The 11,980-nt window shown below is 42.9% G+C and carries 17 protein-coding genes; 12 read left to right on the top strand and 5 right to left on the bottom strand.

The window, feature by feature from the left end; translation table 11 throughout:
- The 4 genes from D6D85_RS14110 to D6D85_RS14100 all read left to right on the top strand — a co-directional run.
- Positions 1-341, top strand: a 341-nt coding sequence (locus tag D6D85_RS14110; protein ID WP_337189979.1) for an amino acid--tRNA ligase-related protein, incomplete at its 5' end; no start/stop codon positions are given.
- Between the two features lie 360 nt (positions 342-701).
- Positions 702-1,133 (top strand): hypothetical protein, encoded by a 432-nt coding sequence (locus tag D6D85_RS14105; RefSeq protein WP_125672678.1) that lies wholly within the window; start codon positions 702-704, stop codon positions 1,131-1,133.
- 528 nt (positions 1,134-1,661) lie between these two features.
- Positions 1,662-1,805 carry a hypothetical protein gene (locus D6D85_RS16560; RefSeq protein ID WP_161969903.1) on the top strand — a complete coding sequence of 48 codons (144 nt, stop codon included), beginning with the start codon at positions 1,662-1,664 and terminating at the stop codon, positions 1,803-1,805.
- Positions 1,806-1,928: 123 nt separating this feature from the next.
- Positions 1,929-2,186, top strand: a complete 258-nt coding sequence (locus D6D85_RS14100) for a DUF2283 domain-containing protein (RefSeq protein ID WP_125670192.1) — start codon at positions 1,929-1,931, stop codon at positions 2,184-2,186.
- Positions 2,187-2,193: 7 nt separating this feature from the next.
- On the opposite strand, the gene D6D85_RS14095 is transcribed toward D6D85_RS14100, so the two are convergent.
- Both D6D85_RS14095 and D6D85_RS14090 read right to left on the bottom strand, forming a co-directional pair.
- A complete protein-coding gene (locus D6D85_RS14095) occupies positions 2,194-2,610 on the bottom strand; it encodes a hypothetical protein (protein ID WP_125672677.1) in 417 nt (138 codons plus the stop codon).
- Positions 2,611-2,731: 121 nt separating this feature from the next.
- Positions 2,732-3,022, bottom strand: a complete 291-nt coding sequence (locus D6D85_RS14090) for a hypothetical protein (RefSeq protein ID WP_125672676.1) — start codon at positions 3,020-3,022, stop codon at positions 2,732-2,734.
- A gap of 382 nt (positions 3,023-3,404) precedes the next feature.
- On the opposite strand from D6D85_RS14090, the gene D6D85_RS14085 reads away from it, so the two are divergent.
- From D6D85_RS14085 to D6D85_RS16555, 6 genes are all read left to right on the top strand, one after another.
- Positions 3,405-4,301: a hypothetical protein gene (locus tag D6D85_RS14085; RefSeq protein WP_125672675.1), complete on the top strand. Its 897-nt coding sequence runs from the start codon at positions 3,405-3,407 to the stop codon at positions 4,299-4,301.
- Between the two features lie 3 nt (positions 4,302-4,304).
- Positions 4,305-4,790, top strand: a complete 486-nt coding sequence (locus tag D6D85_RS14080) for a hypothetical protein (RefSeq protein WP_125672674.1) — start codon at positions 4,305-4,307, stop codon at positions 4,788-4,790.
- A gap of 1 nt (position 4,791) precedes the next feature.
- Positions 4,792-5,910, top strand: a complete 1,119-nt coding sequence (locus D6D85_RS14075) for a hypothetical protein (protein WP_125672673.1) — start codon at positions 4,792-4,794, stop codon at positions 5,908-5,910.
- Entirely contained in the window at positions 5,910-6,386 is a 477-nt protein-coding gene (locus D6D85_RS14070; protein WP_125672672.1) for a hypothetical protein, read from the top strand. Before D6D85_RS14075 ends, D6D85_RS14070 begins: the two co-directional genes overlap by 1 nt.
- A 1-nt stretch (position 6,387) precedes the next feature.
- The gene (locus tag D6D85_RS14065) at positions 6,388-6,834 is read left to right on the top strand and encodes a hypothetical protein (protein WP_125672671.1); all 447 of its coding nucleotides are present in this window, start codon (positions 6,388-6,390) and stop codon (positions 6,832-6,834) included.
- Positions 6,835-6,948: 114 nt separating this feature from the next.
- Entirely contained in the window at positions 6,949-7,086 is a 138-nt protein-coding gene (locus tag D6D85_RS16555; protein ID WP_161969902.1) for a hypothetical protein, read from the top strand.
- A gap of 186 nt (positions 7,087-7,272) precedes the next feature.
- Here the strand turns inward: D6D85_RS16555 and D6D85_RS14060 are convergent, their stop codons facing one another.
- Both D6D85_RS14060 and D6D85_RS14055 read right to left on the bottom strand, forming a co-directional pair.
- Positions 7,273-8,907: a type II secretion system F family protein gene (locus tag D6D85_RS14060; protein ID WP_125672670.1), complete on the bottom strand. Its 1,635-nt coding sequence runs from the start codon at positions 8,905-8,907 to the stop codon at positions 7,273-7,275.
- Positions 8,894-10,387: a type II/IV secretion system ATPase subunit gene (locus tag D6D85_RS14055; RefSeq protein ID WP_161969901.1), complete on the bottom strand. Its 1,494-nt coding sequence runs from the start codon at positions 10,385-10,387 to the stop codon at positions 8,894-8,896. The genes D6D85_RS14060 and D6D85_RS14055 overlap by 14 nt, the downstream gene beginning before the upstream one ends.
- An 11-nt stretch (positions 10,388-10,398) precedes the next feature.
- Between D6D85_RS14055 and D6D85_RS14050 the strand changes: the two genes are divergently transcribed.
- Positions 10,399-10,881 (top strand): hypothetical protein, encoded by a 483-nt coding sequence (locus D6D85_RS14050; RefSeq protein WP_125672668.1) that lies wholly within the window; start codon positions 10,399-10,401, stop codon positions 10,879-10,881.
- Positions 10,882-10,901: 20 nt separating this feature from the next.
- Entirely contained in the window at positions 10,902-11,582 is a 681-nt protein-coding gene (locus tag D6D85_RS14045; RefSeq protein WP_125672667.1) for a prepilin peptidase, read from the top strand.
- Positions 11,583-11,611: 29 nt separating this feature from the next.
- Here D6D85_RS14045 and D6D85_RS14040 read toward each other — a convergent pair.
- The coding region (locus tag D6D85_RS14040; RefSeq protein WP_125672666.1) for a DUF4143 domain-containing protein at positions 11,612-11,980 on the bottom strand (369 nt) is incomplete at its 5' end.

Below are 11,980 nucleotides of genomic sequence, written 5' to 3'. Positions count from 1 at the left end.
ATTTCATATTCGTGAACAGATTCCCATTCGCTGTAAAGCCCTTTTACGTGATGAAAGCTGATGATACATGGGCTAGGAGCGTTGATCTCATATACAAAGGGGAGGAGGTGAGCTCAGGAGGCCAGAGGGAGCACAGATATGACGTTCTTATGAGGCAGATAGAGGAGAAGAAGCTGGATAAGCAATCGCTGGAGTGGTTCACAAGCTTCTTCAGGTATGGGGCACCTCCTCATGGGGGCTTTGCCCTAGGTTTAGAGAGATTTATCTACAAGATGCTTAGCCTACAGAACATAAGAGAGGCTGCTTTGTTCCCGAGGGATATCGAGAGAGTTCTTCCTTGATAAAGTTTTTTACTTTCGCTCCTCTTCAGGATTGGTCTCAGGGGCGCGCATGCTAGCTTCATACCCTTGTTATTGAGGTGTTGCTGGAATGTTCATCCATGACTGTTTGTCAAATAGTCATCCTGCTTATCGGTAAGTTATATATTATTATACATAAGCGTTACCTGAGTAAGGGCAGGAGAAAAGTCCTTCTCCTGCTGGAACAATTCCTTCTCAATTTTGTATTATAAAACATCATTTAATAGTGAGAAAGATTTATATATTTCAAATATGGATAATTAGAATCCTGCTTCAGGAATCATGCGAGAATATTCCATCAGCTTTATATATTAACTGCTGTATTACTGACTAGGTGATGCCATGAGGGCTGGAATATCTAGGGTAGTTGTCGAGATAATAATACTGGTGATAGCGGTAGCCCTAGCACTGCTGATATTCTCTCCAATATCAGGGTACATATTTGGATCTCTGGGGAGAACATCTACTGTTGGAGGGGCATCCCAGATACAGGTATTGAACGCACAGTATAGTGGTAATACTCTTACTCTTTACGTGAAAAATTTAGGACCTGGCACAATGACGGTATCAGGGGTTACTAATAGAGATTTCAGGGTTTATGTGGATGGAAATGCTTGCAACAATTGTAATGCTACTACTGCTACCTGGACTGCTGGCATGACTATAACAGTAAATTGTACTACTAGCTTCGATACAACCAAGCAGCACAGCATAGTTGTCTACGGTCCAGGAAACACGCAGGCTCAGTATCTCTACTATCCGCCTCCAAGCTGATCTTCCTTCTTTCCTTTTTCTTTTTTGCCACGAATTTTTCTGAAGTTCATAGTAAGAGGATCCAGAAGGTTCAATTGCACATAAATAGCGGTAAGGGAATTCCTAGATATCTTACAACCATCCCACCATAGCTGACATTCGTTTAAGGGGAAACTCTGATTTATATTCCCAATTTGACAATTCTAAAGGATCTACAACCCATTGCTGTTATAATGAGAAAGGGCAACAACTCCGGAAGGGGCCAAAGAGGCGATATGATGAGGCCGGAATATCCAGAGTTGTTGCCAAGATAAGTGGGAACCTGAATTATTTAAACCTATCGTTTGACACTGTAATCTGATATCAATAATTTACTTGGTAGCACTATAAAAATTATGATAGTCCATTCAGGTTCCCATCTTACTACTGCCATCTGCCCGAAACACAGTTGTATACGACATTATTGTGATTTTTCCACGATATCTTATTATCCTTATGAAATGGGCACTAGAGAGTATTTAGGAAGCGAGAATACGGTGGCTGTGAAGGATGACAAGGAACGCCCTAGATAGAACGATGTATCAGAAGAAGTTGAGAGATTTCAAGATGGATGAAATTAATATCTATGAGGTGTTGATCAGAAATCGGAGAATGCTTGAGGAATACATTATAGGAGAGATAAGATCTATTTAAGAAAGAAGAGAAAGAAAGGGACAATCCCGAGGTATTGTCATTTATGATAATCCAACAGATTCTCGGAGAGTTGATGGAAAAGAATAAATTTTACAGTCTATCTTGTAGAGAGAGGAGGTATAGATGGTTCGAAAAACTGATACATTGTTGAAGATCGATGTAGAGGGTCTGCTCAGAGCTATTGAGGAGAGATATGGGATAAACATCCCGAGAAAGGTCGTTATGATGGATTATGATGAGGAAACAGGAAGCCTTTTCATCAAGTTTATGCATGAGGATATTGTTGAAGGAGAGCCCACAGAGGACGGCTTGGTAATACTTCACTTCAGCAGAAACGGTGATATTGTAGCAGTTGAGATAACAGATATTTCACTTCTTTAAAATAGATTCACCAGAATGCCAGCCTCAGCAGTATTCCTATGACTGCAAGCAATATAGGCAGGTTGAATGTCATGAATATCTTCATGAAAAAGCTCATCTGTCCCTCTATCCCCACAACTCTCCGCTCTAAAGAGCTAATTCTGCTATCCAATGCCCTAATCTCCTCCCTAAGGGAAACTATTTCTCCTCTAAGAGAGGTTGCTTCCTTTTCCATTTCCTCCCTAACAGAGGATATCTCCTCCTTTAGATCCTCTTTTGTGACCTTTAGGTCCTCTTTTGTGGCCACTCTTCCTAGGATCGCATTTATGAGCATTAATGTGACATCAGGTTCCTTTGGTATCTCAGGTATTATCATCTTGAGAAACCTTCTTCTCAATGCCTCGTTTTCCTCAAGCTCCTCTATCATCTTCAGCGCTACCGACATCCCCTGAATGATGGATGAGAAATTTATAAATGTGATTACCTGCTTTTATGATAATTAGCGTTGACAACTGATGATACTTAAAAAGTATAATTCCATTTAATAATTTTTAATTATTTGAATCTCACTCCTTCTCCGTTCTTCTCTTAAGCTCAGCGACAAGGACATTTATCACATTATCCCTCAGAGAGTCAAGGCTTTTCTTTAGATAATCTACATCTGATTCTATCTTCTCAATTCTCTTTTCCATCGAGCTTATTCTTGTCTCAAGAGAGGATCTCAGCTGATCCATCATCAGTATCCCTATCTCCCAGTCGCTTAGCTTCTTTCCTGCTAATGCCTTCTCGGTTATTCTCTTTACATACTCTGCCAAGAGCTGCTCCATCATCCCAACAGCTACTGTCTCGACCATCATGCTATCCTGTAAATACCTTCTATAAAAGCCATCCTATTTCAAAAGATGATAATATAAGGCTGCTTCCATATGTGAGTCAAGAAGGGGATTATTAATGCAAACAGGCCCTGCATAAGTTTAGACAAAGGGATGTTATAACAAAGGATAATGGTAGGAAGAGCTTTTTGGGATCACAATGGGGGATTAAATTTCTGCATATTTTTCATTGTGGCTGATAAATATCTAGGATGTTAAGCCTAACTTTGCCCTCACCAAAAGCTACTTTAAATTGGTTCTGATCCTTAACTATGAACAGCTGAAAAACTCAGCTTCCTTTTGTAATAACTATAAAATAAAAAAACAAAGGATTAAATATTACTGACTGGATTATACAACAGAGAACATGAGGACAGGTAGTGGTGGAGTTCTCTTAATAGGATTTGCTGCTCTTGTCTTAATCCTTTCCTTAGCTGCTTATGTGAACCCGGCGACTATACAAGTAAAAGTCGACCCATCCCAAGATTTTGTCGACGTCACCGATTCTGTTAATCAGTTGGTTAAAACCGTTAAGTTCCTCCCAGTCGGAGATTCTGGGAAAACTGAATGGCTTGAGTCCCAGCTAGAAACCTTAAGAAAAGAGACTGGGTTCAAAGGAGTGATTTTTAACACCGCCTCCTATGTTGTCAACAACAAGGTTTTAGTATTATATCAGCTCCAAAAAGGTGAGACATTCTTCAATGGAACTGCTGGTGATATATTATACTTCTCATCCGGTGGATCCGGTGGCGGTGGTGGAGGAGGCGGGGGTGAATCAGCAACAGGTCCTCTTGTGTTCGTCCCCTCCGAGCTATGTCTTCTTAAAACTGGTCCCATTTCGGTATGGCCCAAATTTTTCCTTGTCTTAAATCCCACGACACAGAAATATGATGCCACAATGGAGATCACAGGCTCGGATGCTGTATTTCCTTGGATAATAATATCATATGACAAACCTGTGGAGGTTAGTACAGGCCACAAGCCATATTTGGACAATAGTAGTGTGGATTTCGACATGCCAGCGGCAAAGAACGTGACATTCTTTACGCATAAATTCAGGATACCTGGAACAGCTTCAACTAATATGCTTATTTGGAGATTCCCCGGGAGCAGCGGTGATGAGGTTACAGTATACCTCCCGTCAATAAATGCATACAATAGTATAGATGCAAGATGGTATAATCTTATAGATTATATTGGCTGCATGATAAGAAGCATAATTCAGGGAGTTGAAAATGCAATTCCCACCTTTGGAGGAGGCTGAGGGTTGAGGGAGAGCTTTGCGTTCATGATAGCTACGTTTGTGATATTTTTATATGCCCTTTTTGCAATTTTTTTCATAAAATCCCTTCAGACAAGCGGAAGTCCCCTCGATGATGAGGCACGCTATGCCATAAGACAGCTCTTAGAGAATCCCGGAAACTTCGATCCATGCTGGTACTCCCCTCCAAGACCTCCTGTTGTTGGAATAGCATTCAACGGCTCCCCTTATGTTATAAACACCACTCAACTATCCAAGTGCATTCAATGTGCCCAGGAGAATTACACAAACTTCAAGATGGGGATTGTTCCGCCCAATCATGATGTGCTTATAAGAATCTACAGATACAACCCAGCGGATAATGACTTCACCTCCCTCAGCATAACGATAGGATCTACAACAGTAGGGCAGGTTGCCTCCACATACAAGGCACATGCAATGTTTCCGAATGGCACCAAGGTTTTGGTGACGCTAACGGTCTCGGGTGGTTGAAGTGGAGACTGAGCCCCTCGAGCTGATAATAGTGATTGTGATGATATCCATTGCACTCTTCTCCGTTTACAGCTACAACAGATCCTCTATAGAGACAGCTCAGTCATTTGAAAACAGAAGATTATTAGCAAGAAATATAGCACTTATGATAGCAAATATGTGGAAGTTTCAGTTCGTAAATGGATCTTGGAGCTTTTCCGAATTCAACAGCAGCGTAGGGGACCTTGTGGGATACATTGAGGAGAAAAATGGGGTTCATGTATTTGCCAACATAAGCTTTGTCTATCAGAACGGAACAGAAATTAATTTCACCCTGTATAGATCTTCTGGGGCTGGAAAGGAGAACGCAACTGCATTTGCTCCAGCGGTGGTTGGCTGGAATATCAGCGATGTGCCCCTTGGGGTGAAAGAGTATGTCGTTCCGTGGACCAATGAAGCTTATTATGAAAAAGACAACAATGAGGCTGATGTTTTTGTCCCGATATTCTTCATCGCTCAATATTCCAATGGGATACCCATAACATCTAAGGATAGGATTATTAAGTTAAGCTGTACTATTAAGTATAAATGTAAACTTGGAATTTTAAAATGTACTGATACAAAACAATATGATCCCTTTGCAGCCGAACCTATATTAAACGGTGGAACCGTAGTAAACGAGTCAGCAAACTCACCGACAGTATCCTGCCCAAGCAGTAAATGCCCCTTTTATCCTCAGCTCGATAGTGTTACTGAGGTAACAGATATAAAAATTTACAATTGTTCTTCCTCTCTTGATGATTGCCATCTTATACACAGCTTTTCCTCTTTTACGGCAGAAGAAGGCATCCCCACATTTTTGATAGAAAACCGTACAGAGTCCGGTCATGTGGTTTATTTGTATCTTTTAGGTCAGAAAATGAAGATCTCCCCGTCTAGCTGGATTATTACGAACAGAAAAGGTGAGAGCTTATCCGGTAGTGGTGACATAATACCAATAGATCCACTCTATTCGTATACCCTGAGCGGAAATGCTGGATTTTTTGTGCAGGGTGCCTTCAATATCACTGCTGGAGGTCAAACAGTGCCATTCTATGTCCTTCCATACATGGTGATATTCAAGGTGAAGGTGAGCTGGTAATGAGTAATGTAGTGGTGGGCGTTCTGGTGTTCCTCCTCGGAATAGTTCTAATAATCATGGCTGTGAACTTCATATATCCCTATATTCAGCAGAGGGCCGCGGAGCAACAGTTCTTTGCTGTTAAATCCGCAGCTATCACCATGAGCGAGGGAATAGAGAGGGTTGTTGCGGCAGGTGTTGGTTCCGCCACCACTGTTAAGATAAGCCTTCCACCCAACACTGTCGTGATATCTGGGCCTAGTTCTGTGAGGTTCGTGATGTGGGGAGGTCCTCCTTACCAGCATGCTGTTAACATAACAAATGGCTCAGTAACGTACGTTGGTGTGGTTCCAAAGGGGACAAGCCTCGAGATACAGGTGAACATGACATCAGGATGGACCTTAGTTGTCGAAGGAACTAGTATGGCTGGGAGGGAGAACAACGCGCTGATAAGCTATGTTGAGCCCTATAAAGTGAAGATCTCCTGGAGGGGTTGATGTGGAGAGGGCTGTTGTGTGGTCTATAATAATATTGATAAGCATACTCATAGCTAGCTTCTTCTATCTAATAAAACCAGCATTTCTAAGAGATTATTTGAGAAATCAGGCACAGAGGGTGGCAAATTATGTGGCTGATCAGATAACATTTATGTCTAGGATGGTGGATCAGGGATGCGTCAACGGAGAAAGGGATATGTACGTCGATGTCGGGCCTGACAGACATCTGGAGATAGTGATAGATGACAACTCCAAAACGGTGATAGCTGTGATATTCTCGGGCACTGTCAGCGGAGAGGGCAAAGCCACGTATATATCAAACTATCCAGTTATAGCACCTCAAAAAATATTTTCAGGAAATATAAAATTTATTTTAAAGAATACAACAAATACAGGAGATTTTGTAATATATGTCACAAATATATATGAATCTGTGAAGAAGCCATAGTTATATTTCAATTATATTTTACATTCAATCTTGTGCCTTATGTCAACAGTTTATGTAAATAATATTAAGTAATAAGAAATTATAAAGAAGTATGTGCGAACCGCAGGACCATTGATGAATATTCTACTGGTAATCCTCGGATCTGTGGTGTTGATAGAGCTTGCTTTCGTCTACTCGGTGTCAAGGTTATTGGATGCAATTACTGAGTACTGCAGAAGAAAAGCAGAGAGCTTAAAGAGCGGCAAAAATTAATCTTAGGTGAAAATTGGTTCAATCAAAAGAGCATTTTCTGATGGAACATGGACAGAGCAACACGGTTTATCACTAAGCTATCTTGTTGTAATACTTCTGAAGATATACAAGGCATCATTATTATTGACACATATGGTTATAATATCGAGCTTGGAAATATAAGATCTTATGGTAACTGGATCTCCTTTAGCCCGGCATCCCTCCTATTATCTGTATTGGTGGGTTCCATGATGCTATTATGTGCATGCATATCAATGCAGCCAGAGAGAATGCTGTAAGCTCCCTCAACGAGGATGTGACATGTCCTGTCCTTATTGTGCCAAGTGTAAGTGCTAACAAAATGCTTGTCATCAAAGCCTGCATCATAAGCCCATCCTTCATTGAATCAGCCACCTGCTGGGATGGAATTGGAAGGTTCAGCAAAGTGACCATTATCACCATGCTCACGATCACAAATAGATATGAAAGAACGGCTGTGATGTAGTTTCCCTTCTTCTCAGCCTCCAGCTCATACCATATCTCCCTAGTCCTCGTCATAAACCTGGATATTGTGCCAAATGCATCGTGAAGATCCACTCCTGATTTCAGAGCTGTTATTATGAGCATTGTCGACATCCTAGATACTGATTGCCTCAACATGTTCGCCATCCCCTCCAGCATATCGGAGTATGGCATCCTCAGCTCAGCCCAGTACTTAACCCTCGCCATGAACTCTTTTAGGGATCTGTAGCTTGCCTTCATCCCTGCTATAGCAGATGAGAACGATTTCCCTGTCCTGAGCTCAGTAAACAGATCCTCCAGGAAGGAGGGAAACTCGAAGGCTATCCCATATAGGTTCCTCTCAGTCCCTGTTATCACAATGGTTCCGGCCAGAGCCCCAATGAAAATCGAGAAAGCTGCTATCTCCCATCCCTTCAGTGTGCTTAAGAACAGAAGGAATTCCCCTGGTACACCTGAGGCTGTCAGGTGCAATGAAGGGATGTTCAGCAGGACCAGTGCTGTGAGCATGCTTCCAGCTAGGAATGTCCCCCATGCAACAGCTACCTTTTCCCCTGGAAAGTAGAAGTATTTGGGCGTCATCACCTTGAATATGACTACGAAGAAAGGAGCAGGAAGAACTGATGTCAGAAACACTATGTTTGACAGCCCTCCTCCTCCAAATCCCGACACAAGGCTCTCAAATGTGAACATCAGTATTGACACAAATGGAAATACAGTTGCAACAATTACATAAATTATAAGCACCATCATCAATAGCTCAACGCTCTTCCTCATGCCTATTAGGGTTCTCTCAACCGTGTCCTCAACCTCCTGCTTCAGCATCTCCCCTATTGCCTCCCCTCTTGTGAAGTAGTAGTCCCTTATCCTGCTGTATATCTTTGCCCATGCAGAGCTCGGGGATGTCCTTATGTTCGTCTCCAGCCCATCTATCGTCCCTGCTGCCATTAGCCTATCGGATGCCTTGTTGAAGTACTCAGATACCTCCTTGTCCTCAGATATAGACGCTATAGATCTCAAGCTCTCCCCAACAGATCTTCCAGCCTCCTGCAGGAGCCACAAAACTGACATGAATGCCCACATGTTCTTCTCAAGCTTTGATGCCAAGTTCATTCTGGCAAGAAGAGGGCTTAGAAGGAACATTCCCATCGGAATTGCAGTTATGACAAACATCCTGACAGGATCTGTGAGCATCCCAAATCTGTACAAAAGAGAATCTAGGAGGAACATAAAAGCCCCTATTAGAAAGGTTCTCACCAGAAAGTGCCTCCTTGACATCCCAAATCCGGATGAGATGAAGAACTCCTCGCTAAACGGGTTCAACTCTGGCCACCTCCTTCGATATCCTTCTCTCAAGCTCGCTTGCCTTCTCCAAGTACTCCTCGTAGAGAGCCTCAATCGGTATATTGTGCTTTATGTGAATCTCCTCCATCAACTTGCTGTTCTTCAATGGATCCCCAACTAAACCCTCCATTTTTCTGACAAAAACATCGTGTAGTGTTACATCATTTCTGATGGGGTCAAACAGTATTTCAGCTATTCTCACAACTCCTCTAAAAGTCCCCTCCCTCCTTGTTAGGACAGCCACCTTGAAGCTGGCTATCTGCTCAGCTGTCAGGTTTATTGGATCCGACTTAAGCCTCTGTATGAGGCCTTCTAACGTGTTGCTGTGGAATGTCGTGAGGGAGGTGTGGCCCAAGTTTATGAATTGAATGAGGAGCCTTGTCTCCTCCCCTCTTGATTCTCCAACCACAACATAATCTGGCCTCATCCTGAGCACATCTCTCAGAAGATCGGGTATCTCAAGCCCCTTCTCCCCCATTCCGGGAGGCTGCCCTAGCAATGAGGTCCAGTTGCCGTGATAAGGAAGATATATCTCCTGAGTGTCTTCAACTGTCACTATATGAGCTTGCCTCGGGAGAAGGGATAGAAGAACGTTGAGCAAAGTAGTCTTCCCTGATCCCGTTTCCCCAACTATGAAACCGGACATCCCATGCTCTATTAAGAGCCACAGATATGCAGCAGCCTCTATGCTCAATGCTCCTGATCTTATCAGGTCCTCTATTCCGGGCCTTCTTACGAACCTTCTTACAGTGAATATTGTTCCTCCTCCTGATGCAGCAGAGCCGAATAGGGCATGAACCCTGCTTCCATCTGGAAGCCTTCCCTCAAGTCTAGGCTTTGCCAGAGACACCTGCTTCCCCACGTGCTCTGCAAATTTCAGGACTATCCTCCTCGCCTCCTCCTCCTGAAGCTCTATCTCGGTTCTAAGCCATGTCGCGAGATCTGCTACATAGACATAAACATATCTTGACCCCCTTGCAGGGAGCGTTATGTCCTCTATGTATGGATCGTGCATCAGAGGATCTATGGGACCGTATCCCTCTATGTCCCTGTACAGATAGTATACAAGGAAGTTCTTAAGCATCTCATTTTCCTTCAGCTTCAGCTCCTTTATCGCTCTTTTTGCTGCTTGCTCATATATGACATCCATTTTCTCCCTTTTTGATAGGTCTATCCTGAGAAGTACATACTCCTTTCCTATCCTCATGAGCTCAGGAAATATCTCATCAGGTATCTTGGGCTCCACTAGGACATAAGTGTTCCCTCTCACACCTCTGTATGCGAAGTTCGGCACAAGCTCAACAACATTATCCAGCGCAAGTGAGTCCAATACCTCCTTTGGACTCTTCAGCTCAATTTTTATCTCTTTTTTCTTCTTCTTTCCCTCATCCTTTTTCTTTTCCTTACCCTGTGGCATCAATATTCCATGCTCAACGTTAGTATTAAATTTATCCTGCACAATCATTTAGTATGCGGTATGGAATATCAACTGTCGTTGTATCCCTTGTGCTCATGGTAATAGGAGTGTTTCTGGCGATCATGGTGTACTTAGTGCTGAGCGGTGCCCTTCCCTCGATGTATCAGAGGCAGGAGGCAGCTCTGCCAAAGACAAATATACAGATAATAAATTTCATAAATAATACCAATGCTGGCGATAGCTGGAATGTAACTATTAGGAATAACGGCCCTGTCTCCCTTCAAGTCGGTGGTAGGGACAAGTGGCAAGTCTTCATAGACGATAGACCTGCTTTAATTCCTTTAGAGCAAGGTATAATTGCCAAAGAGGCTACCGGTGACAGAGATGTGACAAACGACCCGAACTACAGCGTACCAGTAAATGGAGTTATAGTAATAAAAGTGACGATATCCCTGAGTACTACCTCGCCTCACACAGTGAAGGTATTTGGTCCTCAGGCAACTCAGGCATTTGCAGGATGGTCTCCAAAGAGCTAAGACTACATAGAGTGTAGAAAATGATGAACCAAAACATGCTTCCCTCCATTATCTCTCTCTTAATGCTCCTAGCAGCTGCTCTACAGGACATAAAAAGCAGGGAGATATCGGATTTAACTTGGGCATTCGGCTGCCTTCTGGGCATTATTATAAATCTTAACAACTATAGCTGGAGCTATATTCCCAAGGCCATCTTCTTCCTCCTCTTTTTATCAGTCATATGGATCATGAAGCTGATGGGAGAAGCAGATATACTGGCTTATGCCTCCCTCCTTGTCACTCAACCATCAGCGGCAGGGTATATACCTCCGGCAATGGCCACGTTCATCTACTCAAACCTCCTCCTTCTCTCAGCCCCTCTGTACAACTTCGTAAAAAATTTAAAAAATTTGAAAATGTTAGATGAGTTTGATGAGCCATATTTAAAGAAAATATTATCTCTTTTTCTAATAAAGCCTGCTTACAGAAGGGATCTTGAGAGGATAAAGTACTATGACATAGCTGAAATTTGTGTGAATGGAAGGAAGAAGCTCGACATCTCCAGATCCCTGTCAGGGATAAAGAAGGGTGAAATTCCCGACAGGGAGCCCGTCTGGATAATACCCACCTATCCCCTTATGCCATTCATACTTGCAGGGCACATCCTCACCTTAATGCTGGGAGATCCTGTTGGCCTCATATTTGGAAGAGTGAGCTACTGACCTCAATTCATCATTTTTCTGTCAAAGCTTCATCTATTTCCTGCAAGAATCCATTCCCACAGAGGAACTGCCCTGATCCTCCTTCCCTCTCTCTCAATCTCATCCTCATAATCCCACGTTATCAGAGTGAGATCTTTACATCTCAGCTCCTCTCCAGCCCTAAGCAGGGAATCCAGCTCCTCCTTTCTGATCTCATCCCTGCCTGATGCGAAAACAACCTGTATCAACTGCTTCACAATAGGGCCCTGCTTCACCAGAAAGTCCACCTCCCTCTGCCTGTGATCCTTCCAGTAGAATATCTCCCAGTCTGCATTGAAGTAGCTTTTTCTTCTCATGAGCTCAACTGCCACCAGGTTTTCCATGAGCCTTCCGAAGTTCTCAGATATCCTGAAGCCCAT

Source organism: Candidatus Methanodesulfokora washburnensis, from assembly GCF_003947435.1.
Taxonomy (GTDB): Archaea; Korarchaeota; Korarchaeia; order Korarchaeales; family Korarchaeaceae; genus Methanodesulfokora; species Methanodesulfokora washburnensis.
Note: the sequence above shows the minus strand (reverse complement) of the source record. Positions and strands in the feature narration are given on the sequence as shown.

Excerpts from the sequence above, each read along its gene's own strand:
- D6D85_RS14105 (WP_125672678.1), top strand. The coding sequence starts at position 702 with ATGAGGGCTGGAATATCTAGGGTAGTTGTCGAGATAATAATACTGGTG.
- D6D85_RS16560 (WP_161969903.1), top strand. The coding sequence starts at position 1,662 with ATGACAAGGAACGCCCTAGATAGAACGATGTATCAGAAGAAGTTGAGA.
- D6D85_RS14100 (WP_125670192.1), top strand. The coding sequence starts at position 1,929 with ATGGTTCGAAAAACTGATACATTGTTGAAGATCGATGTAGAGGGTCTG.
- D6D85_RS14095 (WP_125672677.1), bottom strand. The coding sequence starts at position 2,610 with ATGTCGGTAGCGCTGAAGATGATAGAGGAGCTTGAGGAAAACGAGGCA.
- D6D85_RS14090 (WP_125672676.1), bottom strand. The coding sequence starts at position 3,022 with ATGATGGTCGAGACAGTAGCTGTTGGGATGATGGAGCAGCTCTTGGCA.
- D6D85_RS14085 (WP_125672675.1), top strand. The coding sequence starts at position 3,405 with ATGAGGACAGGTAGTGGTGGAGTTCTCTTAATAGGATTTGCTGCTCTT.
- D6D85_RS14070 (WP_125672672.1), top strand. The coding sequence starts at position 5,910 with ATGAGTAATGTAGTGGTGGGCGTTCTGGTGTTCCTCCTCGGAATAGTT.
- D6D85_RS16555 (WP_161969902.1), top strand. The coding sequence starts at position 6,949 with ATGAATATTCTACTGGTAATCCTCGGATCTGTGGTGTTGATAGAGCTT.
- D6D85_RS14050 (WP_125672668.1), top strand. The coding sequence starts at position 10,399 with ATGCGGTATGGAATATCAACTGTCGTTGTATCCCTTGTGCTCATGGTA.
- D6D85_RS14045 (WP_125672667.1), top strand. The coding sequence starts at position 10,902 with ATGATGAACCAAAACATGCTTCCCTCCATTATCTCTCTCTTAATGCTC.